The sequence below is a fragment of the Streptomyces sp. NPDC049954 genome (genome assembly GCF_040656295.1).
Lineage (GTDB): Bacteria > Actinomycetota > Actinomycetes > Streptomycetales > Streptomycetaceae > Streptomyces.
Window position 1 is genome coordinate 229,070 of sequence record NZ_JBFALS010000006.1, and the last position, 21,449, is coordinate 250,518.

A 21,449-nucleotide genomic window follows, 5' to 3' on the forward strand; every position below is an offset into this window, starting at 1 on the left:
GACCTCACCTTGTGTCGGAAATGGTGGCTTGGGCGGTGACGGGCTCCGCAGAGGGGGCGGTGGACCGTGAGGTCTCGGCCAGGATGCTGAACCGCAGCGACCTCGCCTCGAAGAAGCACTCACGCATCGGCCGCACCAGGTCCCGGTGTTCCGGGGTGTGCTCCCATGCCTCGAAGTCGTCCAGAGACTCCCACTCACTGGTGATCAGCCACTGCTCGCGATCGGTGGCCGACTGGCACACCTGGTCGATCAGGTGTCCTCGGACGCCGTCGGCGACCTCGTGACGAATCTGTTCGTATGCCTGAAGGAATTCGTCGCGACGTTCCTCGCGCACCTTGATGAGAAAGACCACTCGGGCCCGGTCGCGGTCCGCGGTGTCCATATGTCCTCTCCCTTGTTCTCCTCTTGTTCCTGCCTGGTTTTTCGAGCTCCCTTCTCCCTGCCGTTTCCGGGTGCGTCCGGGATGCGGCGGGGCCGGGGGAGCGCCGCCGCTCAGGCGGCCGCGCTCAGCAGCAGCGCGCTGTTGAAGCCGTCGAAGCCGCGGGCCCCGACGAGGGCGGAGGACACCTCGGCCGACCGCTCCGCGCGGACGAAGGCCAGTTCGCACCCTTCGGCGGGTTCGGACGGGCCGGCCGACCGTGGCAACATGCCGTACTCCATCGCCTGCAGCGCGGTGGCCGCGTCCAGGGCGCTGCCTCCCTGGTAAAGGCGTCCGGTCAGCGCCTTGTGGGTGGTGACCGCGGCCGGACCGTCGGCGCCGAACACCTCGCGCAGCGCCTGACTCTCGGCCAGGTCGTACGCCGGGACGCCGACGGCGTCGGGAAAGACCACGTCCACCTCCTCCGGCTCCACCCCGGCACGTTTCAGGGCCGTCCGCAGTGCGCGGGCGTAGTGGACGGACGGCGCGGCACCGCGCGTGACGGACGGCGCGCCGTCGTGCGTGGCGGCCCAGCCGGAGATCTCCGCCCGGACCCGGGCGCCGCGGGCCAGCGCGTGCTCCAGGTCCTCGACCACGAAGACCGCGCCTCCCTCGGCGGGCACGTAGCCGCCAGCCCGGCGGTCGAAGGGCAGATACGCCTCGCCCGGGTCCTCGGCGACGCTCAACCGACCACCGCGCTGCTGGCAGGCCAGGGCGTACGGGCTCAACGGGGCCTCGGTGCCGCCGGCCAGCACCACGTCGGCGCCGCGCCGCACCAGACGGGCGGCGTGGGCCAGGCTGTCCAGGCCCCCCGCGCCCTCCGACACCAGCACGCTGGAGGGACCCTTGGCCTGGTAACGGATGGCCAGTTGCCCCACTGTGGCCGCGTAGAACCAGGCGATCGACTGGTAGGCGCCGACCGTGCGCGAGGTCGTGGGCGCCCACAGCCGTTGCAGCTCGCGCTGGCCGAACTGGTTGCCGCCGGAGGAACTGGCCAGCGCTACTGATAACTTGAACGGATCGATGGCCGCCGGATCCAGCGCGGCATCGCTCAGAGCGAAGTCGGCCGCGGCGAAGGCCAGCCACGTCCACCGGTCGGTCTGCACCTCCAGGCGGCGTTCGACGTACTTGCTGATGTCGAAGCCGGGGACCTCGCCGGCCAGCCCCGTTTCGTAGCGGTCGGCGTCGAACAGGGTGATCGGCCCGATCCGGCTCTCCCCGGCGCACACGGTCTGCCAGTGCGTCTCCGCGCCGATGCCACTTGGCGCGACCACGCCCAAACCCGTAATGACTGCACGGCGTTCGGCCATCACAGCCTCCTGAGTCGGGAGAAGAGCATCGCCGATTGGAAACCGCCGAATCCGCTGCCCACGGACAGGGCGGCGCCGACCGCCACCTCACGGGCGGTGTTCGGGGTGTAGTCGAGATCGCATTCCGGGTCGCGATGAGTCCAGTTGGCGGTGGGTGGTACGACTCCCCGGTCCACCGCGAGTGCGCAAGCGGCCATCTCGATGGCGCCAATGGCCCCCAACGAGTGGCCGACCATCGACTTGATGGAGCTGATCGACACCCCGTACGCGGCGTTGCCCAGCGCTCGCTTGTACGCTCCGGTCTCGTGCCGGTCGTTCTGACGGGTGCCGGAGCCGTGGGCGCTGATGTAATGCACGTCCTCGGGGTTGCACCGGGCCTGGTGCAACGTTTCGCTGATCGCCTCGGCCATCTCCAGCCCGTCCGGCCGCAGCCCGGTCATGTGGAAGGCGTTGCCGCGGTTGGCGTAACCGACCACCTCGCAGTAGATCCGTGCGCCCCGGGCACGGGCGTGCTCCAGTTCCTCCAGGATCAGCACCGCGCAGCCCTCGCCCAGGACGAACCCGTGCCGGTCCCGGTCGAAGGGCCGCGAGGCGTGTTCGGGATCGTCGTTGTCGGGCGTGGTGGCCTTGATGGCATCGAAGGACGCCACGGTGACGGGGGAGATGGGCGAGTCGGACGCGCCGGTGATCACGACGTCGCTCTCGCCGTCGGCGACCAGGTGATAGGCGTGGCCAATGGCGTCGATACCGGAAGTGCAGCCGGTGGAGATCACGGTCGCGGGGCCGTGCACCGCGTGCCGGGCGGCCACGTCGGCGGCCAGTGAGCTGGGCACCAGCCCCTGGTACAGGTACGGGGAGGTCCCGTCGGGGTCGACGAGCCACTCGCGGCCGGAGTCGCTGGCGAACACGTACTCGTCCTCCAGCACGATGGTGCCGCCCACCGCGCTGCCCAGCACCACTCCAGTGCTGTCCCGCAGTTCGTCGGTCAGCTCCAGACCGCTGTCCAGGACCGCCTCCGCGGAGGCGGCCAGGGCGAACTGCACGTAGCGGTCGCAGCGGCGCACCTCCCGCGCGCTGAGCCCGGCGGCCTGCGGAGTGAAGTCGACCTCCGCCGCGATCCGGGAACGGAACGCGGACGCGTCGAACGCCGTGATCTTCCTGGTGGCGGTACGGCCTGAGGTGATCAGTTCCCAGAAGCTGTCGCGGGTGGGACCGCCGGGGGCAACGACACCGATGCCGGTGACGACGACCCGACGTTCGCCGGCGGGGGCGCTCATCGCTGTTTCCCGGGGCCGGAGGCAGACAGCGAAGCGTCCGTACCGCTCTCGGTGTCGACGTGGCCCAGCTCCGGCGAGGGCGCGAGTGGGCCGAGGTGGAACACCGCGAACACCTCGGTCGAGCCGGTGTTGCGCAGCCGGTGCCGGACGTTCTTGGGCACCAGCAGCCCCTGGCCCGCGGCCAGCACGACCGGCGTGTCGTCGAGGTCGACGGTGAGTTCCCCCTCGACCAGCAGGAGAAACTCCTCGCTGTAGGGGTGGTAGTGCTCGCTGACGTGCTCGCCGGGCTGGAGCCGGGCCACGCCCATGAAGCCGGACGTGGATCCCACCGTCGCGGGGGTGAGCACCGCGCGGGTCTCGCCTCCCCGGCGCCGGTTGGCCGGTACGTCCTCGATTCCCACGATGCGATGGTTCTTCGAAATCATGTCGCTCACTTCCCTTCGGAGTTGCGGGCCGGGGCACGGTCCGTGTCCGCGCCGGACGCCTGTGCCTCGATACGGCGGCGTATGAGATCCATCTGTACGGGTGAGTTGTTGTTGAGTCGCTCGGTCATGCCCGCGTCGTCCACAGGGGCGACCGGCTTCATGGCGAAGTCCTGGATCCACGTCATACGGGTCCCGCCGGCCGTCTCCTCGTAGCGCCAGTGGATCTGCATGTAGGCGAACGGCCCGGTCTGGACCCGGTGTGCGTACACGGTGCGCTCGGCGGGGTAGACGGTGCGCCGACTGGTCCAGCTCCACACCTGGCCGTTCTCGTCCGGGTGCATGGTGAGGCGGAAGGTGACGGTGTCGTCGTTCTTCTCGAGTACCTCGGCTGCGGTGTACTCGCTGAAGAGTTCGGTCCAGTGGGCCACATCGTTGGTGAGGGTCCACACGAGGTCGAGAGGGGCCTCGATGACCACGGAGTTCTCGGTGTGTCCAGCCATCTCAGCCGACCGTCCCCGCGGTGGTCCGGACACTTTCGACGATCTCGTTGACACTCATCCGCGGTGCTTCGCTGGAGATCTCCACCCCGTGGCGGTCCGCCAGCACGGCTTCCAGCTCCAGCACAGCGAGGGAGTCCACCCCCAGCGCGTCGAGGGACACCCCGCGGTTGCCGTCGAACGTGCCGTCCGCGACCCCGGCGCTCCGGATGAGGATGTCCTCTATCTCCTCGGCTGACACGGCGATGGTTCGCTGTTCCTGGTCGTTCGTCACTGTCTCTCCTCGGCTTTCTCGTTGTGCGAAGCGTCGCCGGACGGCGCTCCGGATCGGTCGGCGTGGGCGGTGGTGGTTCGGCCCCGCCGCGCGGGCCGGGCCCCCCCGAATACGGCGCGCGGTGTCCGCGCTCAGCGGGCGCCCGCGCCGGTCGGGACGCGGGGCGCGGCGTGGCGCTCCGGGGTGTGGCGGCGCATCATCGCCTCGGCGGCGCCGTACCGCCGGAAGCGATTGCGGCGGGCGGCCACCAGCGTGGTGGGCGAGGCACCGGCGAGTTCCGTCAGGGCCTCCATCAGCCCCCGGCGCAGGAGGTCCGCGGCCTGCCGGGCGGAGCAGTGCGCCCCGCCGTCGGGTTCGGGGACCACGGCGTCCAGGACCCCCATGGCCAGGAGCTCGGCGGCTGTGATGTGCAAAGAGGCCAGCGGGGTGCGTGCGGCGGCGCTGGCTGGGACCGCGCTGTCGGGCCCGGGCACGGTGTAGGTGGCGTTCTCCATCATCAGTGCCCGGTCGGCCACGTCCAGAGCCGCCGCCGCGGTTCCGTCGCACTCGCCCGTGAGGACGGTGACTACGGGGACGGGCGGACCACCTGGTCCCGCTGTGCCCCAGTCGACGGGCTCCCTCTGAGGCGCGGGGACGGGTGGGCAGCCCGGTGCGTCGATCAGCAGGACGATCGGGTGGCCCAGCCGCACGGCCAGCCCGGTCAGATGCGAGGAGGCGATCCGCGGGGCGGGCCCAGCGGCCCGCCTGTGGCGGGAGCGCAGGACCACGACCGGGCGTCCGAACAGCGAGGCGACGCCACCCAGCACCCCACCGGGCTCGTCCCCCGCCACCGGCATCTGACCGTGCGCCGTCCCCGGGTCGAAGACCATCCCGACGTGGTCGACGGCGGCCGGGCGTCCCGACATTCTCACGAGCTCGACGGTCTGCCAGGCATCGCGCCGGGACAGTGCGCCGGCGTCCCGCACCAGGACCGAGCCCACGACCCCCGGGGCCGCGGTTCCCAGGCCGGGCAGGAGCAGCCCCGGTATCTCGGCTCCCGGTGCACCGGGAGCCGGCCGGAGTGGGGTAGGGCGTCCGGCCGGTCGCGGCGGCACTGCCGGCCGCGTGGTCGCCGGGCCCGCGCGCCGGCCTGCCCGGCCGGCGGACGCCGACGGCGCCACGGCCGGAGCTGCCACGGCCGACAGAGCCATGGGCGGTGCGGCCGCGGGCGACGGGCGGGTCGGCAGCCGGGTCATCGCTGGGGACCTTCGGCCGGCCGCTGCCAGGAGTAGAAGCAGCGCGCCACCGCGTCCTGGGGACCGCGCCACTCGGGGAGATAGGGGGAGATGAAGGGCGTGAGGCGTTCGCTGACTCGCGCGAACTCGGGGTGGCGCCGGGCCTCGTCGACCGCGGTCTCGCCGGGATCCCCGGTCTCCAGCAAGTGGACGTAGGCATCGCCGAGCAAATACAACGACCGGTGCGTGACGCCGGCGATCCAGGGCAGTTCGGTCCGGTCGGACTCGGCGAAAACGCGCGCCACGTCCTCCTCCGCGCCGGGCGTCATCCGGGCGATGATCAGTGAGCGGTGCATGTGCTGGTCCTCTCGAATTGGTGGCTCGGAAAAGGACTTGGCCCGCTGGTCAGTGCCCGGCGGGCGGGCCGGCCGGACGCAGGGCCCCGATGTCGAGCAGGATCCGCGGCACGTTGTCGCCGATCCAGGACTCGACGACCTTGCCGCCGACCACGCGGTGGCAGGACATCTCGTGCACCGTCACCGGCTTGCCGGTCGGGGGGATGTCGAACAGCCGGCCCTGGTGGGTACCGCGCGTGGTGAACCGGGCGTAGACGCGCTCGTCCTGACCGGCCACGTCCTCCACGGTGACGTGAACGTCGGGGAAGGCGGTGCGCCACAGCAGCACGGCCTGGCGGAAGGACTCAGGGCCCGGGTCCTGCGGCGGCAGCCCGGGCGCGTGCACCACGTAGTCCGGGGCGAAGTGGGCATCGATGCCCGACAGGTCGCCTTCGTTGAACGCTTTCTCAGTGATCTCGCGGATCAGCGTCGTGTTGTATTCGACGCTGCCGGGCGATGGTGTGCTGGTCATGATCACTCCTTGGCTCGGTGGAACGGGTGTTCTGTGGCGTGCAGGGGCCCGGGAGGTTCAGGCCCGCCAGGAGGCCACGGCGAACGCGGCCGCGGCGGCGATCGCGCCGGCCGTACGGGTCTCGTGCGCCAGGTGCCAGCGACGCCGCTTGCCCTGCCACTGCGGGGCGGGCGGGCTGTACGGGCTCCAGCGCTCGATCTGGCGCCAGATGGGGCGGTTGACCCCCTCGGAGGCCAGGGCGACCAAGGCCATGCCGACCGTGCCCGCGGTGTAGAGCACCCGCTGAGAGGTCTCCTCCGACCGCACCGCCATGGTGGCCGCGATCCCGGCGGTGACGATCCCGTTCCAGAAGGCGATCGGGTGGAAGACGTGCATGTCGATCAGTTGGCATGTATTGACATAGCGCTCGTACGGCAGCGAGTCGAGCAGCGGCAGGATCGAGGTCTTCATGATCCAGAGCGTGCCGAGCTGAACGCTCGACGACGAAAGAAGCCAGACGTTCAGGTCGTCCTGCATGTCATTTCCTTCTGATCCTCGATGGAGTGGAGGGGGTCTGCGGCCCGCGGGTCGCCGGCGGTACCTCTGGATGCCGGGAGGGGGATCGCCGGGACCACCCGGTCGGCGACCGCGGTGCGAGGTCTGCCCCCGCATTCTGTTGGTCCTGTCGTCCCAGTGTCAGGAGGCATCAGTCTTCGGCGGACTGGGAACGCGTCACCGTCCGCCCGGGGCCCCTCACCCGGTTTGCCGGGCTCGGTGCCCGGACTCGCCCAGCAAAGCGCTGGTCGCGTCCCGGGACCGCATGGGCAGGCCAAGTCGGCCGCGAAATCAGCTCGTTGACGTGGCGCCGGGCCCGCCCCTACATTGTGAGCGGGTACTCACCCGCAAGCCCGTTGTGCGGTATTCCGCGCAGGCCCCTGGGCCCGTCCACGGAGGTAGTGAGCCGATGACCATCGATGTGCACGGTCACATCACGTCGCCCGAACTCTTCAGCCGGTTCCCGATGCCGCCCAGCCTCGTCGATGTCGACGGCATGGTGGAGCTGAAGGCCGCCGCCGGGATCACGATGTCGATCGTGGGCAGCCCGGTCGGCGCCGGCACCATGGTGCGCGCACCCGGCCTGGACAACTACCGTCAGCCGCCGGACCGCCTGGAGGCGTTCCATGAGTGGCTAGCCGGCCAGGTCCGGGACCATAGCACCGCGCTGCGCGCCTACGTCTACGTCAACCCGCTGGGAAGCGACGAAGAACTGGCCGCCGCGGCGGCCCGGATCGAGCAGGACGAGTTCGTCGGCCTGATGGTGAACTCCAGCGTGAACGGCAGTTTTCTCGACACCCCGCGCGCCGACGCCTTCTTCGCGATGGCCGCCGAACATGGGGCGCCAGTGATGCTCCACCCACCCGCCGAGCCGGCCGGCAGCGGTCAACTGTCCGACCTGCGGCTGGTGGAGCAGATCGCCCGGCCGTGCGACGTCACGCTCGGTACCGCGGCGGTCATCTTCGCGGGCTGGCTGGAGAAGTACCAGAACCTGCGCCTCATCGCCCCGGTGTGCGGCGGAGGTCTGTCTCTGCTCCTCGAACGCCTGGAGGTGGCCCGCCACATGCCCCCCGGCTTCGGCCGTCCCCGGGCGGCCGCGCCCCCTTCCGCGCCAGCGGCCGGTCCGCCGACGGGTCCGTCCGTGACGCCGCTGGCGGAACTGCTGCCCCGGATATTCGTCGACACCGCCACGCCAAGCGTTCCGGCCATCGCCGCCGCCGTCCGGGCCTTCGGCCCCGGCAACGTGATGCTCGGCACCGACACCCCGCCGATGGGCGCCCCGCTGGGTGCGGCGCTCGCCCGCCTCGATGCCCTCGGCCTGCCGCCGAAGGACGTCGAGGCGATTCGGCACCGCAACGCCGAGCGCCTGTTCGGGCTGGTCGGCCATGAGTCCGTGAGCATCCCGTCCGCGGCGCAGAGCACCACCGACACCGAGAGCGAGGCACACGTATGACAGCCGACATACCGACGAACGGCGCCCGGAGCCTGCCCGATCCCCACACGGCTGACCCGGCGCGGCCGGACCGCCGCTTCAACGGCACCCGGGTGCTGGTAGTGGGCGGTTACGGCGGAATCGGCGCCGCTGTGTGCGAGGAGTTCCTGGCGGGCGGCGCCCGGGTGGCTCTGGCGGGCCGGTCGGGAGAGCGGGCCAAGGCGGCCGCCGAGGCGCTGGCCCTCGCCGGTGAACCCGGTGCCACCGTGGCCGCCTACACCGTGGACATCGCCGACCGCCAGGACGTCCAGTGCCTGACGGACGCCGTCGTCGCGGACTGGGGAGGCATCGATGTGCTCGTCAACTGCGCCAGCCGGCTGGTGACAGAGAGCGCGCAGGAGATCTCCGAGCAGGACTGGCGTGAGGTCACCGACACCAATCTGCTCGGTGCCTTCTGGCTCTCTCAATCGGTTGGCCGGGTAATGATCGCCGGCGGCGGCGGCCGGATCGTCCACCTGTCGTCCGTCCGCGGCAGGCTCGGTGCCCGACGAGGCTTCTCGGCCTACGGGGCGAGTAAGGCGGGGCTCGACCTGCTGGTCAGGCAACTGGCCGCCGAATGGGGGGAACATCAGGTCACCGTGAATGCGGTGGCCCCCGGATTCGTGCGCACCGACTTCGTCGAGGGGGCTGCCGCCAACCCGGCGTTCATGCGCATGGTGATCGCCCGCACCCCCCTCGGGCGCACCGCGGAGGTGCGTGAGGTGGCCGACGCCGTCACGTACCTGGCGTCCGACCGGGCCGGATTCATCACTGGCCAGGTGTTGTACGTCGACGGCGGAGTCACTGCCAGCCAGTGACCGTCACACTCACCACGAACACATCCACCGGCCCGGACAGGGGCCTTCACTCATTAGGAGAGCACCATGAGCACATGGCACGCACTGTTCTACCCGCTGCGTCCCGGAAGCGAGGAGAAGGTCAAGGAGCTGTTCAAGGCCAGTGGCCGGCCCGAGTTCGACGTCCGCTCGCCCAGTGGTGAGATCGTCGGCAAGCTGCTGGGCACACAGGCGTTCGTCGGGAAGGAGATGGCGGTCCGGGTGATCGAGATCGAGGGCCCGCTGCCCCTGGTGGCAGGACACATGAGCCAGCAGCCCGAGGTTAGGGTCTTCGAGCGGGAACTGGAGCAGCACCTGTCCGAACCTCGGGACATGACCACGCGGGAGGGTGCCCAGGCATTCTTCCGGCAGGCTTCGCTGGAACTCGTCCTGAACCGGCGGCACGACCAGCCGGTGACGGAGGTCTGACGTGGACGTCGGCATCGGGCTGCCCACCTCTCACCACGGCGTCACCGGCCCGGACGTGACCGCGTGGGCACGTACGGCTGAGGACGCCGGATTCACCACACTGTCCACCATCGACCGCTTGGTGCACACGAGCTGGGAGCCGCTGACCACGCTGGCGGCGGCCGCCGTGGTCACCGGACGCATTCGGCTCGCCACCGGCATCCTCATCTCGCCGCTGCGGTCCAACACCGCGTTGCTTGCCAAGCAGGCGGCCACCGTCGACCGCCTCTCGGGCGGCCGGCTCACCCTGGGACTCGCGGTCGGTTCACGGCCGGACGATTTCGCCGCGTCCGGCGTCGACCTGGCCGGGCGGGGAGCCCGGGCCGGCCAGCAGGTCCGGCAACTGCGGCAGACCTGGGCCGCCGCGCCCGGCGACGACGGCGCGGTCGGCCCCTCGCCTGTCCGGCCGGGGGGCCCGGAGCTGATCCTCGGCGGGCACTCGCCCAGTGCACTGCGACGTGCAGCACGGCTGGGCGACGGGTGGATCGGTGGGGGCACCGGACCGGTCATGTTCGGCCAGGGAGCCGCCACGGTGCGGGAAGCGTGGGCGGCGGCGAAGCGGCCGGGCCGGCCGCGTCTGCTGGCCCTCGCGTACTTCGCCCTCGGGGAGGACGCCACCAAGCACACCGAAAGCTACCTGAGGGCCTACTACCGGGACGCGGGGCCGTTCGCGGAGAACTTCGTACGCGGCGCCGCCAGCAGTCCGGAGGCACTTCGCGGCCTGGTCCGGGTCTACGCCGAGGCGGGTTGCGACGAACTGCTGCTGATGCCATGCAGCCCGAACGCCGATCAGGTGGCACTCGCCGCGGAAGCCCTCTCCCTCAACGGCTGACCACTTCCGAACTCGCTCGTCGCGCACAGTGCTTGTCCTTCGCACGGCCCGACCAAACCTTGCCCGGCCAGCGGCTTCCGCCGGGGCGCACCTCCAGGAGGGTGGGCCCCGGCGGAAGCCGGCCGGGCCGATGGCGTCTGCTTGGTGGGCTCAGTCCGCGACAGCGGCGGGCCGCTGGAGCATCAGCCAGACGCCCTGCACGAAGATGTGGCCTTCCCCCGCCTCCGGGCCCGCGCCCTCGCCGGTGAACATCTCGCCGTAGGCGGTCAGATGGCAGGCCCCGAGCAGCATCCCGGCGGCGGCGGCCGGATCGGCCGACTCGCTGAGGAGGCCCGCGCTCTGCGCGGCGCGCAAGTAGCCGGTGAGAAGTTCGACCGCGCGGTGCGGTCCCGCGTTGTTCTCGCGCATCCAGCGGCGGTGGCTCTCCAGCAGCTTCGGCTCGGCGAAGGCCGGCAACAGCATCGGCATGGAAGCCCGGTAGAAGGCCAGCGCCTCCTCGGCGACCCGCAGCAAGGTGGCGTGCACTTCGTCACGGGAGCCGACCGTCTCCGGCAGGGACCGCAGGGCCGGCACCAGTCCAGGGAGCCGCTCAGTGAGCACAGCGAGGAAGAGATCCTCCTTGCTGCGGAAATGACGGTAGATCGTGCCCTCGGAGCATCGGGCGGTCTCGGCGATCTCCTTGGTCGTACAGCGGGTGAGTCCCTGTTCTCGGATGACCGCTTCCGCCGCGGTGATGACCTGTTCGCGCATGCTCATTTGGACTCCTGTCCGCAGGCCGACGGGTGGCCGGAGCGGCACACCGGAAGACGACAGGATATCGCGCAGGTGAGTACCCGCTCGCATGGGCCGTCCGGTGGCCCGGGGGCGGTTCCCTCATCTTCCGTCGTGCGGCGCGGTGCCGCGCGGTCGTCGCCGCCGCTTCGTGCCCCGGCCTCGCGGTGGCTGCCGATGTGAAGCGCCCGGCCATGTCCGACCCGGCCGGGCGCTGGTGATAAAGAGTGTCAGCGCCCTCTGGGCCCTGTGTCCTCGGGCCCCGACGGGCCGCCTAGCATCTCCACGCCGTACCGAGCGAGCGAGCTGATCAGCTTGCCGATATCGGGCACGCCCTCCATCGGCGGCGGCAGTACCAATCCGTCAGCGGGCTCGCCGGTCTCCTGGAACCACTTCTCGAAGCCCGCCGGCGTCGAGAGGATCAGAAACCGCGTCTCGGGGCTCTCCACGTGGAACTGGTGCGGCAGACCGCGCGGGGCGAAGACCAGCGATCCGCCGACCGCCTTGTGGGTGTCGTCGCCGACCTGCACCGACATCTGCCCGTCCAGCACGATGAACAGCTCGTCCTCCCGGGTATGCCGGTGCAGGGGTGAGGAGTATCCGGGAGGGGACAACTGCTCGGCGAGCCAGAACTGCCCGTCGGTATCCTCCCCGGTGGCCTTGAAGTTGAGCAGGGCACCCATGTGCCACAGCGGATCGCCGTCTGTCGCGGCGCTGGCGAACGGGTGGAGCGTCATGTTTCCTCCTCAAGAGCGGGCGTGCTTCTGTTGGGCGGGGAGGGCTCGGGCCGCCGGCTCAGACCGCGCTGCGCACGACGGTGGACCGCACCGCCGCGGCCACGTCGTCGGAGCCCGGGGCGAAGGCGTCCTCCAGCACCGGACTGAACGGCACAGGGGCATGCGGTCCGGTGACCATGCGAATCGGTCCGCGCAGCGCTTCGAAGCGCTCCTGGGCGACCTGGGCGCCGATGTCCGAGGCGATGCCGCAGCGTGGGTGCGCCTCGTCCACCACGACGAGGCGGCCGGTCTTCTCGACACTGGCGAAGATGGTGTCGGTGTCCAGCGGCGAGATCGTACGCGGGTCGATGACCTCGGCGTCCACTCCCTCGGCCGCGAGCGCCTCGGCCGCCTGGAGGGCCACCGAGACCATGCGCCCGACGGCGACCACGGTGCAGTCAGCTCCCTCGCGCGCCACTCTGGCTTGGCCGAAGGGCACCGCGTAGGGCTCCTCCGGCACCTGACCTGGGGTGAAGTAGAGCATCTTGTGCTCGAAGAAGACCACCGGGTCGTCGTCCATGATCGCCTGGATCATGAGCCCCTTGGCGTCGTACGCGTTGGACGGCACAGCGACTTTCAGACCCGGAAGATGGACGAAGATCGGGTGGAGCGCCTGGGAGTGCTGGGCCCCCCGGCGCATTCCGGTGCCCCACATCGCTCGCAGCACCAGGGGCACGGAGACCTTGCCGCCCGACATGTACCGCAGTTTCGCCGCCTGGTTGGCGATCTGGTCAAAGGCGACCGTGGCGAAGTCGACGAACAACAGATCCACCACTGGCCGGAGTCCGGTAGCCGCCGCGCCCACTGCGGCTCCGACGAAGGCCGCTTCGGTGATCGGCATGTCCAGGACCCGGTTGGGATGTTCGAGATGAAGCCCCCTGGTCGGTCCCCAGGCGTTGGTGCTATCCTCACCCATCAGCACGATCGAGCTGTCCAGCCGCATCTGCTGGGCCAGCGCTTCACCGATGGCTTGAGAGTAGGTGATGGTGCGCATACGGCGTCCTCCCGAAGGCCGCGCCACGTGTGGCGACCTGATGGTCAGTAGGTGGTGTAGACGTCGGTGAGCAGCGCGTCAGGCTCGGGGTCCGGAGCCGAACGGGCCGCCGATACAGCCTCCTTGACCAGTTCCTCCGCCGCCCGGTCCAGCAGGTCCAGTTCCACCGGGAGCGACACCGCGTCGCCGTTCCCGGCGAGTTCGGCGATTCGCGTTCGGAAGACGGTCAGCGGGTCGCTTTGCGCGCGCAGTCGCTCGACGTCGCCCGCCGGCCGGTAAGCCTGGTCGTCCCACTGTTCCATGTGAGCGTGGAAGCGCTCCGCGCGGCACTCCAGCACAGTCGGCCCCTGTCCGGCTCGGGCGCGCGCCACGGCTCTGTGGGCGGCCTCGTACACGGCGAAGGCGTCATAGCCGTCGACCAGCTCGCCCGGGATGCCGAACCCGGCGGCTCGGGCCGCGAGATCGGTCCCACTCAGATGAGTGGAGGCGGGGGTGGCCTGCGCATAGCCGTTGTTTTCCACGACGAAGAGCACTGGCAGGTTCAGCATCCGGGCCAGGACGAAACTCTCCAGCACCACGCCCTGGTTGGCGCCGCCATCGCCGGTGAAGGCGACGGCCACCGCGTCGGTACCGCGCTGCCGGGAGCTGAGCGCCGCACCGCAGGCGAGTGCCACGCCGCCGCCGGCCAGGCCGTTGGCGCCGAGCATGCCACGCTCGAAGTCGGCGATATGCATGGATCCGCCCTTGCCCCCCGACAGTCCGTCCGACTTGCCGAAGAGTTCTTTCATCATGCCCGTGACGTCGCAGCCCTTGGCAATGGCGTGGCCGTGGCCGCGGTGGGTGGCGGCGATATGGTCCCGGTCCGCGAGGGCGGCGCAGACGCCAGCCGCCACGGCCTCTTGGCCGGAGTAGAGGTGCACCGCCCCCGGAAGTTCCTTGGCGAGTTGGTGCACGCCCTCCTCGAAGGCGCGGATGGTGGTCATGACCCGGTAGACATCGGTCATCCGGTCCGCGCCCATTGTCTTCAGTGAGTGTGCTGTGTCCATGAGTGGTGCCTCCTGCTCTGCAAGCGGTCGGCGGCCGTGGCGCGAGCCGTGCCGGCGCTCAGCCATGGCATGAGGGTAAGTGCTCACTCGCATCGAGGCAAGGGTCTCACGCGAGGGGGAAACGGAGTCCTCGCCCCCGGATTCGCTTCTTGCCCATCGCCTGATAAGGCGCCTATGATCCAAACGTTATTTGGCGTCGACACGTGTGTCTATGCTCCTTTTGCCCTCGATGTACGGGTCTCATGAGAGCTTGCTCGTCGGCATGAACTTTCGAGGAGATAGATCGCAATCGCATGGGGGATTCATGGCACTACTTCCGGGATTCAGCTTAAATGCGGGAAGAGTTGGGGAAGGGAAATTGCGCGCCCTTCAGTTCCTGCTGCGACCGCTTCTGCGAAATGTGTCGCATTCTCCGTCTTGGTCGGCGCTCGGCCCGTGGAATTCCGGTGTGCTCCGTGCCAAAAGGGAGCCCTCTCGCGTATCGGCTGCCCGTGAAACGGTACGCCAGGAGGAAAGGCGACGCCTGGGACGTGACCTCCATGACACGCTCGCCCCTCACCTGGCACTGCTGCGGTTGAGGATGGAAGCTGTCGACGAGACGATGGAGACGGCCTCCGAGGAGACGCTCCACCTCTTGGGGCAGTACCGACAGGACGTCAGTCAAGCGATCGGTGCCCTGCGGGCGATGATCCGCGCACTGAACACCGACGGCTCGCTGCGCAACGAGGAGGCGGGTTCGCTGAGTCAGTTCCTCAAGGCTCAGGCATCGCTCCTGCGTGCGGCCACGGACGAGAGGCTCCAGGTTTCCCTGGACCTGTCCCCGGATCTCGACGGATTGCCGCCCGACGTGCAGTCCGAATTGCAGTATATTGCTGGTGAGGCCCTGGCGAATGCGGTTCGCCATGCCCATCCATCGCAGGTCCGGGTCCGTGTCAGCGTATGGTCCGGGGATGATTCCGCTTTTGTGGAGCTGTCCGTTGCGGACGATGGTCAGGGTATTTCTTCTGGCCGGCCGGAGGGCCTTGGATTCTCCTCCATGTGCCTGAGGTCGAAACGGCTCGGTGGAACTTTCTCGGTCAGGGAAAATGAGCCTCACGGGACCGTTGTCCTGGTGGGCATTCCGTTCGTCCGATTCGTCTGATCCTCCGCCGTCAGGGCTGTGGTGGGGTGCAGGCTAATTTACTGTGATCAGCCTTCAAGCGGAAATTCTCAGCCGCAACGGCTTTTGGCCCGAAGGAGCGCTGCACTCGCCATGCACCCCTTATCGGTGTGGAGCCGGTGTCCTCTGGTCGCCGTCGGATCGCCCGCCCGGGCTGTCGCGTTGCCCGACGCGGGTTCTCGCCGATCGTTCCGGCCCGGTGCGGGGCACGACCCGTGCCGGTTTCCGCATGGCCCGAGTCCGGCGCCGGGGTCGCTCGACGCTCTCAGGCTGCCCCGAACCGACCGGACGGTTCCATGGCCGGAAGGGCCTTTTGTGGCGCACCCGGCGCCAAACCCAGCCCGCCGGCCCTGCGGCTACCTTCAGCCTGTGGCCATGTCCCCGGTGTGCGGGCGCCGTCTCAAGAACCCCGTAGGGAGCGCTCAGGCTCCTCGACCGCAAGCATCAGAGGCTCTTGGGCAAGGACGCCGCCCCGCCGCTCCGCAGGGCTCGGGGCCGGTACCGGTTAACCGATCTGGCACTCACCATTGAGGAGACCACGTCATGCCTGCACCAGCGAAAACCTTGCGCGTGCTCATCGTCGACGACCATCCGATGTATCGGGAGGGTCTACGTCAAATGCTGGGACAACACGGGGAGTTGGAGGTCATTGGAGAGGCGTGCGAGGGAGCTTCCGTCCTGGAGGCTGCCGATCGCTGGCAGCCTGACGTCGTCCTGATGGACATCGGGATGCCCGATCTCAACGGCATCGAGGCGACCCGGGCGCTCGTGGCCAGTCTGCCGGGAGTCGCCGTGATCATGCTGACCGCCGACGATCAGGGCGAGACGGTGCTCGCCGCGGTCCTGGCCGGCGCTCGCGGGTACCTGCTCAAGGACGCGGGTCTCCAGGACGTCCGGCGTGCGGTCAGCGAGGTCGGCCGGGGCGGGATGGTCTTCGGTCCCGACGCCGCCGAGCACCTACTGGCTCAGCTTAAGCGTGAACCCCAGGAGCAGGTCCCCTTCCCTCAGCTCACCCCACGGGAGCGCGCGGTGCTCACGATGCTGGCCGATGGTCGCAATACGCCTTACATTGCACGCGAGTTCGGGCTGTCGGTGAAGACTGTGCGCAACTATCTTTCCAGGATCTTCGGCAAGCTCCAGGTGGCCGACCGCGCCGAGGCGGCGATCCAGGCCCGTCGGGCCGGGCTCGGCACCTAGGGGCTGTTTCGAAAGCCCCGCACAGCAGCTGCGACTGCTTGGTGCGCGTCCTCGCCGCGCCAAGCGGACGTCCGGGGTACTCCGCAGGGAGGGTGTTCGTCCCGCACGCCGATGGCATGTGCCGGACGCCACGTGCGCCGAGGGAGGCTTTCGCTGTGTCCCCTGGCGTGTTGGCTGTGAGGGAGAACCGGGGTCCGCGGTGCCCGATGCGGTGTCGGCGTGACATATCGTTCCCGCGCCGGGCCTGTCCAGTGACTGTGCTCTTTCGGCGAGGTGCCGTCGCCCCGGTTTCGTGGAGCGGTGCACTTTCTGCGGTGACCGTACCGAATCCGGTCCTGTAGTCCGCCCCGAGGTGCCGGCCCCGCCGTCTCGGCGTGTGGGGTAAGTGTCATTCGGTATGGCCGGTACGTTGCGGTTTCCGCATGGTGTGGCGGCTCTCGATCGCGTCGTGACTGTCCTTCGAGACGCCGCCTCCGGGTTCGCGGGCCGGGCTTCGGCGTTCCTTCGCTCCGGCCGCGCAGGCTGTGACCGGACCGCTTCCCCGGTAAGGAGCGCGGTTCGCAGGCTTATTCGAGCTGCGCCCACAGGGCCGCTTCCAGGGGGGTCACCGGAGACGGCGGGAGGCCGGCGTATTCGGGATGCCAGGTGGGCGGGGTCCGTTCCGGCGAGGCTGCCCACGGATCGGGCACCGTCTGCCCATCGCTCGTGGGAGCGGGCGACATGACACGTCCAAGATGAATGAAGCCCTGCGTCACCGCCCTGAGTGCGGCGAGCGTCCAGCGACGGATCTTCAGTCGATGGCCGAATCGGCCAGGGGTGGGGCGCACGAGGGTCCTCCGGCGGGCAGTGGGTGATCGCTGCTGCCAGCCTGCGGACGTGTGTTCCCGCTGTCATCGGGCTGATGCCCCTGCACTTCCGGGATGATGTCCCGGTTCCACCATGCCTTCGCACCGTCGCGTTCCCGGCTTAGCCCTTCGCGGGTACGAGGACGATCTTGCCATTGACCGTCTTGTTCTCCATCGCCCGGTGGGCCTCAACTGCCTCCTCCAGCGGCATCGTCCGGCCCATGACGGGATGCAGCCGGTCTTCCGCCAGCAGGTCCAGCACGCGCGTCAAGTCCTCCCGATAGGCCGAGGGGTGGGACTTCTCCAGGCTCCAGGCGTTGTAGAAGAGCGTCCGTTTGCCGTCCGGTACCAGTTTCGGCAGAACGATGCCGCCCAGGAACCCCTGTGCGCCCACCAGCCGGTCTGGGCGGCCGGAGCGCAGCGCCGCGTTCTGCCCGAAGCCGATCATGACGCCACCGCGCCGCAGGGCCCGGTAGGAGCGCAGGAAGTGCCGGCCGCCGGTCGGGTCGAAAACGGCGTCGACGCCGCCGCCGGGCAGTCTGCTGGCCGTCCGCACGAAGTCCTCCGTGTCCCGGTCGATTACCTGGGCGCCCAGATTCCGCACGTGCTCGGCGTACTTCGAGGCGCAGGTCCCGTACACCGTGACACCGGCCAGTGCGGCCAGTTCGAGAAAGGCCGTGCCGACTCCTCCAGACGCGCTATGGACCAGGACGGAGCTGGCGCTGTGCACCTTCGCCACCCGGTGCAGCATCTGATGGGCGATGAAGTAGTTGAGTGCCGCGGCGGAGGCGACCACCGGATCGACCCCCTCGGGTAGGGGGACGAGGCGCCCGGCCGGGACGGTCGCGTACTGAGCGTAGCCGCCGGTACGTACCAGGGCCACGACGCGGCTGCCCACTGCCGGGGTGGTGACGCCGGAGCCCACCTCGGTCACCTCGCCCACCAGGTCGTAGCCTGGAGTGAACGGCCGGGCCGGTCCACCAGGAATGACGCCGACCCGGAGCAGGATGTCGCCGTAGGACACGCCTGCCGCAAGGATTTTGACCCGGGCGTGGCCGGGAAGCAGGGGAGGCAGATCGTCGTCGCGGAGCTGCATCACTTCAGCCCCGCCCAACTGCGGAACACTCACATGGCGATAACGCATGGTGATCTCCCTGGAGGAAGTCTGCGGATAGAGCGGGAAGACGGTGCGGGTGGTCGCTCGTGGCCGGGCGGCATCAGCGGCGGTGCACTTTGTATAGACCGCATATACAATGAAAGTAATTCTATCCCTAACTGCGGAGACGTCAACCTATGAGCCCTCGCCCTTATCGCGGTGGACAGCGACAAGCCGCGGCGGAGCAGACGCGCGCCAAGATCCTCGACGCGGCGCGGGAACTCCTCACGGCCGCAAGTGGTCCAGGTGCGCTCAGCATGGAGGCCGCGGCCCGCAAGGCCGGTGTGGCCCGGATGACCGTCTACTACCAGTTCGAGTCCAAGACCGGACTGCTCGAAGCGCTCTTCGACGACCTAGCCCAGCGCGGCGGCATGTCCGGTATGCCGAAGGTGTTCACGTTGGCGACGGGTTCGCAGGCGCTGAGAGGGCTGATTCGCACGCTGGTCCATTTCTACGCCTCCGACCGGCTGGCGCTGCGCCGACTGCGCGGGCTGGCTATGGTCGATCCCGAGCTGGAGGCCGCACTGATCGCTCGGGGCGAGAGGCGGCGGGGCGGCCTTGGCGTCATTCTGGGCCGACTGGTGTCCGAACGCGCATCCGGCGACACGGAGGGGGTCGTGGCGGATCTGGTCGGCCCATTGTTCATGCTGACCAGTTTCGAGACGTACGACGCGCTCGCCGATTCAGACGGTGATCCGGCCCCGGTCGTGCTGCGCATCGAGGAGCTGGCGGGCCTGCTCCTCGACCGTCGGCTACCCACCGGTGTCAGCGATTGGCCGGACGTGCCGGCCGGTCGGACGGAGCCGACCGCGCCTACGGGTACGACACCCGCTGAACCGTCCGGGCCCGCCGGGCCAGGGGAATCCTAGGCTGTCGCGCCGGTCCGCACCGAAGCGGGGGACGTTCGGAGCGGGTCGGCCGAGAGTGCCGAGAACTTTGAGGCCCGGAGGGGCTCCGGCTGACGCGCCGCCGCGTCCCCGGCGCGGCACCGTGGCCGTGCCAGGGTGGCGGTGCTCCGTATCTCTACTGGTCCGCGTCTCTACGGGGAGGTGGCGCGCTGCCGCTTGGTCGACAGGATGATGCTGGCGATCACCAGCCAGAGCAGGCCGCCGAACCGGGCGATCGGCAGGGCCACGCCGAAGTTCGTGTTCAGGAGCGTGAGCGTGCCGACCTCGGCGACGACGGCGAGAGCGATCCCGATCAAGCCGAACGTGCGAGGGCCGACCGGCGTCATCGCGATCGGTACCGCCACTCCCGCCAGGAGCAGTCCGAACGCCACGATGTGGCCCGGGCCGCCAGTCATGAACATGAGGTCCGCCATCGTTCTGGTCACTGCCGCGTTGTGCAGGTCGGCGCTCCGTGCGGTCGCCCAGCCGAGCAGTCCGCAAAGGCCCAGCGAGGCGGAGGCGATGATCCCGCCCGCCAGGCCGATGCCGGGCCCGGGGGCTGAGACGCGGAGCAGGCGCAGCCGGTGGTAGACGATGGCCGACCAGATCGCCAGGGGTACAGAGGCGCCGAGCTGGAGGGTTGCGGTCACCTTGGTGGCCGTGGCGTGGTCCTGGAAGTACGCCAGAGTGGTCGCCGCCGATGCCGTGGGCTGCGGAATCGAGCGGGACACCACGACTGAGGCGACCAGTAGCACGGCGAAGGAGAGGGCCGGTAGCAGGAGCGGGGGACCGAGCTGGGCGCGTTGTGACGGTGTCTCACGTGCTAAGGCTGTGGTGGTCATGAGTGATCTCCCAGAGAAGAGGGCCCCGCGGTCGACCGGGGGATGACTGACCGGCCGTGGGCATGAACAAGCCGCTACCCAAGAGAATAGTTCATACCTGGCTATCATTGTCCAGTGATATCGTTATGTCATGGTGGATTCGTCTGGCAGCCCCGAGTTCCCGCAGGCCGAGAGTGACCGCGTCCGGCCTGTGGCGTTCTTGCTCACCCAGATCGGTGAGCATGTCGCCCTGGAGTTCTCCCAGCGGATCGCCGCGTTCGGCCTGACAGCGCCCCAAGCGGGACTGCTGCGCCTGGCCGCCCTCTACCCGGGAGACCACCAGCGGGAATTCGCCCGGCGGCTGGGTCTGACCCCGAGCAGAATCGTTGCTTTCGTTGACGTGCTGCAGGAGCGCGACCTCCTCGAACGGCGCCGCAATGCCAAGGACCGCCGGTTTCAGGGGCTCTTCCTCACTCCACAGGGTGAAGAGGTCATGCGAGAACTGGGCAAGGTGGTTCTCGCCCAGGACGAGGAACTGTGCGCCGGGCTCGATCCGGAGGACCGGCGTCGGCTGAGTGCGCTGCTGCGGCACGTGGCCGGCACTCAGGGGCTGGTCGAGGGCATCCATCCCGGCTACCGTCGTCTTCGGTCCGCCGATTAGGGCCTGCGTGGGCTGGTGATCTGGACCAGGGAGCGGCGTGTGATGCGTGCGATCGCGAGGCGCCGGAAGGTTCTCGAAGGGGGGCTCCCCAGCTCGACCGGGGCGGAGAGCTCGGCAAGGAGCCACTGAGGTATTTCGGCAGCGCGGCAATCCTCGCGAGCCCGGTTCACAACCCTGTACAGGTCCCCTGCCAGGGAGTCCGGGACCTGGCGGCTCCGTCCGACGGTGTGGTTCCTTCGGCGTCTGTCCGAAACCTCTTCCGAGGCCGTGTTCGTCCGGAGGGGGTGACTGATGGGGGAGTGATTCAGCCGGCCGTCACACGAGCCTTCTTACCGCCGAGCCGCGCGTACAGGTCCGTCCAGTCGCGGTCCGTGTCGGTCGGGCCCCTGCCGTCGCAGAAGCGCTTCGTGCCGTGCGCGGTGTAGTAGCGCATCATCTCCAGCACCGCACCGGTGTCGGCCTGCGAGCCCCCGGTGTACCGCCGGCCGGGCTCCGCCTTCTGGTGGACCCGGCAGGTGGGCGAGGGCGAGGCGCTCTGCGCGTCGAACCGGCCGTCGCCGGACGACGCCGAGCAGCCGGCCACCGTGAGTGCGGACAGCAGGACGAGGACGCCGGGGAAGAGGGCGCTACGGCGGGAGACGGGGGACACGGGGGACACAGGGGCTCCTCGGGGATCAGGGCGTCATGGGACGGAGGTCATTGAGCGGAAGCGC

The 21,449-nt window shown here is 69.5% G+C and carries 25 protein-coding genes; 8 read left to right on the forward strand and 17 right to left on the reverse strand.

Annotation, left to right across the window (positions count from 1 at the left end; translation table 11 throughout):
• Nucleotides 1-4: 4 nt before the first annotated feature.
• The 10 genes from AB0J21_RS15450 to AB0J21_RS15495 all read right to left on the reverse strand — a co-directional run bounded on the left by AB0J21_RS15450 (nucleotide 5) and on the right by AB0J21_RS15495 (nucleotide 6,798).
• The gene (locus tag AB0J21_RS15450; RefSeq protein WP_363146435.1) at nucleotides 5-382 is read right to left on the reverse strand and encodes an antibiotic biosynthesis monooxygenase family protein; all 378 of its coding nucleotides are present in this window, start codon (nucleotides 380-382) and stop codon (nucleotides 5-7) included.
• Between the two features lie 110 nt (nucleotides 383-492).
• Nucleotides 493-1,728, reverse strand: a complete 1,236-nt coding sequence (locus AB0J21_RS15455) for a beta-ketoacyl synthase N-terminal-like domain-containing protein (RefSeq protein WP_363146436.1) — start codon at nucleotides 1,726-1,728, stop codon at nucleotides 493-495.
• A complete protein-coding gene (locus tag AB0J21_RS15460; protein ID WP_363146437.1) occupies nucleotides 1,728-3,005 on the reverse strand; it encodes a beta-ketoacyl-[acyl-carrier-protein] synthase family protein in 1,278 nt (425 codons plus the stop codon). The genes AB0J21_RS15455 and AB0J21_RS15460 overlap by 1 nt, the downstream gene beginning before the upstream one ends.
• The gene (locus tag AB0J21_RS15465) at nucleotides 3,002-3,430 is read right to left on the reverse strand and encodes a cupin domain-containing protein (protein WP_363146438.1); all 429 of its coding nucleotides are present in this window, start codon (nucleotides 3,428-3,430) and stop codon (nucleotides 3,002-3,004) included. The genes AB0J21_RS15460 and AB0J21_RS15465 overlap by 4 nt, the downstream gene beginning before the upstream one ends.
• 5 nt (nucleotides 3,431-3,435) lie before the next feature.
• On the reverse strand, nucleotides 3,436-3,930 hold the full coding sequence (locus AB0J21_RS15470) for an SRPBCC family protein (protein WP_363146439.1): 495 nt from the start codon (nucleotides 3,928-3,930) through the stop codon (nucleotides 3,436-3,438).
• A gap of 1 nt (nucleotide 3,931) precedes the next feature.
• Nucleotides 3,932-4,201 (reverse strand): acyl carrier protein, encoded by a 270-nt coding sequence (locus AB0J21_RS15475; protein WP_363146440.1) that lies wholly within the window; start codon nucleotides 4,199-4,201, stop codon nucleotides 3,932-3,934.
• A 131-nt stretch (nucleotides 4,202-4,332) separates the two neighbouring features.
• On the reverse strand, nucleotides 4,333-5,112 hold the full coding sequence (locus tag AB0J21_RS15480; protein WP_363146442.1) for a hypothetical protein: 780 nt from the start codon (nucleotides 5,110-5,112) through the stop codon (nucleotides 4,333-4,335).
• Between the two features lie 320 nt (nucleotides 5,113-5,432).
• The gene (locus AB0J21_RS15485) at nucleotides 5,433-5,771 is read right to left on the reverse strand and encodes a TcmI family type II polyketide cyclase (protein WP_363146443.1); all 339 of its coding nucleotides are present in this window, start codon (nucleotides 5,769-5,771) and stop codon (nucleotides 5,433-5,435) included.
• Between the two features lie 49 nt (nucleotides 5,772-5,820).
• Nucleotides 5,821-6,282 (reverse strand): ester cyclase, encoded by a 462-nt coding sequence (locus AB0J21_RS15490; protein WP_363146444.1) that lies wholly within the window; start codon nucleotides 6,280-6,282, stop codon nucleotides 5,821-5,823.
• A gap of 57 nt (nucleotides 6,283-6,339) precedes the next feature.
• Nucleotides 6,340-6,798: a hypothetical protein gene (locus AB0J21_RS15495; RefSeq protein ID WP_363146445.1), complete on the reverse strand. Its 459-nt coding sequence runs from the start codon at nucleotides 6,796-6,798 to the stop codon at nucleotides 6,340-6,342.
• Nucleotides 6,799-7,225: 427 nt separating this feature from the next.
• Here AB0J21_RS15495 and AB0J21_RS15500 point away from each other — a divergent pair, with 427 nt between their 5' ends.
• From AB0J21_RS15500 to AB0J21_RS15515, 4 genes are all read left to right on the forward strand, one after another.
• Nucleotides 7,226-8,269 carry an amidohydrolase family protein gene (locus AB0J21_RS15500; RefSeq protein ID WP_363146446.1) on the forward strand — a complete coding sequence of 348 codons (1,044 nt, stop codon included), beginning with the start codon at nucleotides 7,226-7,228 and terminating at the stop codon, nucleotides 8,267-8,269.
• Nucleotides 8,266-9,105: an SDR family oxidoreductase gene (locus AB0J21_RS15505; protein WP_363146447.1), complete on the forward strand. Its 840-nt coding sequence runs from the start codon at nucleotides 8,266-8,268 to the stop codon at nucleotides 9,103-9,105. The genes AB0J21_RS15500 and AB0J21_RS15505 overlap by 4 nt, the downstream gene beginning before the upstream one ends.
• Before the next feature lie 66 nt (nucleotides 9,106-9,171).
• Nucleotides 9,172-9,552 carry a SchA/CurD-like domain-containing protein gene (locus AB0J21_RS15510; protein ID WP_363146448.1) on the forward strand — a complete coding sequence of 127 codons (381 nt, stop codon included), beginning with the start codon at nucleotides 9,172-9,174 and terminating at the stop codon, nucleotides 9,550-9,552.
• 1 nt (nucleotide 9,553) lies between these two features.
• The gene (locus AB0J21_RS15515; RefSeq protein ID WP_363146449.1) at nucleotides 9,554-10,423 is read left to right on the forward strand and encodes an LLM class flavin-dependent oxidoreductase; all 870 of its coding nucleotides are present in this window, start codon (nucleotides 9,554-9,556) and stop codon (nucleotides 10,421-10,423) included.
• Nucleotides 10,424-10,573: 150 nt separating this feature from the next.
• Here the strand turns inward: AB0J21_RS15515 and AB0J21_RS15520 are convergent, their stop codons facing one another.
• The 4 genes from AB0J21_RS15520 to AB0J21_RS15535 form a co-directional block, all read right to left on the reverse strand.
• Nucleotides 10,574-11,179, reverse strand: coding sequence for a TetR/AcrR family transcriptional regulator (locus AB0J21_RS15520; protein ID WP_363146450.1), 606 nt, complete (start codon nucleotides 11,177-11,179; stop codon nucleotides 10,574-10,576).
• A 245-nt stretch (nucleotides 11,180-11,424) separates the two neighbouring features.
• Nucleotides 11,425-11,931, reverse strand: a complete 507-nt coding sequence (locus AB0J21_RS15525; RefSeq protein ID WP_363146451.1) for a quercetin 2,3-dioxygenase — start codon at nucleotides 11,929-11,931, stop codon at nucleotides 11,425-11,427.
• A gap of 58 nt (nucleotides 11,932-11,989) precedes the next feature.
• Nucleotides 11,990-12,964, reverse strand: coding sequence for a pyruvate dehydrogenase complex E1 component subunit beta (locus AB0J21_RS15530; protein WP_363146452.1), 975 nt, complete (start codon nucleotides 12,962-12,964; stop codon nucleotides 11,990-11,992).
• Between the two features lie 44 nt (nucleotides 12,965-13,008).
• Nucleotides 13,009-14,010: a thiamine pyrophosphate-dependent dehydrogenase E1 component subunit alpha gene (locus AB0J21_RS15535; RefSeq protein ID WP_363146453.1), complete on the reverse strand. Its 1,002-nt coding sequence runs from the start codon at nucleotides 14,008-14,010 to the stop codon at nucleotides 13,009-13,011.
• A gap of 304 nt (nucleotides 14,011-14,314) precedes the next feature.
• Between AB0J21_RS15535 and AB0J21_RS15540 the strand changes: the two genes are divergently transcribed.
• Together AB0J21_RS15540 and AB0J21_RS15545 are read left to right on the forward strand one after the other, a co-directional pair.
• Nucleotides 14,315-15,151, forward strand: coding sequence for a histidine kinase (locus AB0J21_RS15540; RefSeq protein WP_363146454.1), 837 nt, complete (start codon nucleotides 14,315-14,317; stop codon nucleotides 15,149-15,151).
• 561 nt (nucleotides 15,152-15,712) lie between these two features.
• On the forward strand, nucleotides 15,713-16,366 hold the full coding sequence (locus AB0J21_RS15545) for a response regulator transcription factor (protein WP_363146455.1): 654 nt from the start codon (nucleotides 15,713-15,715) through the stop codon (nucleotides 16,364-16,366).
• A 966-nt stretch (nucleotides 16,367-17,332) separates the two neighbouring features.
• Here AB0J21_RS15545 and AB0J21_RS15550 read toward each other — a convergent pair.
• A complete protein-coding gene (locus AB0J21_RS15550) occupies nucleotides 17,333-18,355 on the reverse strand; it encodes a medium chain dehydrogenase/reductase family protein (protein ID WP_363146456.1) in 1,023 nt (340 codons plus the stop codon).
• Between the two features lie 149 nt (nucleotides 18,356-18,504).
• On the opposite strand from AB0J21_RS15550, the gene AB0J21_RS15555 reads away from it, so the two are divergent.
• A complete protein-coding gene (locus tag AB0J21_RS15555; RefSeq protein WP_363146457.1) occupies nucleotides 18,505-19,236 on the forward strand; it encodes a TetR/AcrR family transcriptional regulator in 732 nt (243 codons plus the stop codon).
• Between the two features lie 170 nt (nucleotides 19,237-19,406).
• Here AB0J21_RS15555 and AB0J21_RS15560 read toward each other — a convergent pair whose 3' ends face one another.
• Nucleotides 19,407-19,985: a DUF4386 domain-containing protein gene (locus AB0J21_RS15560; RefSeq protein ID WP_363146458.1), complete on the reverse strand. Its 579-nt coding sequence runs from the start codon at nucleotides 19,983-19,985 to the stop codon at nucleotides 19,407-19,409.
• A gap of 241 nt (nucleotides 19,986-20,226) precedes the next feature.
• Here AB0J21_RS15560 and AB0J21_RS15565 point away from each other — a divergent pair, with 241 nt between their 5' ends.
• On the forward strand, nucleotides 20,227-20,736 hold the full coding sequence (locus tag AB0J21_RS15565) for a MarR family winged helix-turn-helix transcriptional regulator (protein ID WP_363146459.1): 510 nt from the start codon (nucleotides 20,227-20,229) through the stop codon (nucleotides 20,734-20,736).
• A gap of 304 nt (nucleotides 20,737-21,040) precedes the next feature.
• Here AB0J21_RS15565 and AB0J21_RS15570 read toward each other — a convergent pair whose 3' ends face one another.
• Nucleotides 21,041-21,394, reverse strand: coding sequence for a hypothetical protein (locus AB0J21_RS15570; protein WP_363146460.1), 354 nt, complete (start codon nucleotides 21,392-21,394; stop codon nucleotides 21,041-21,043).
• Nucleotides 21,395-21,449: the final 55 nt, after the last annotated feature.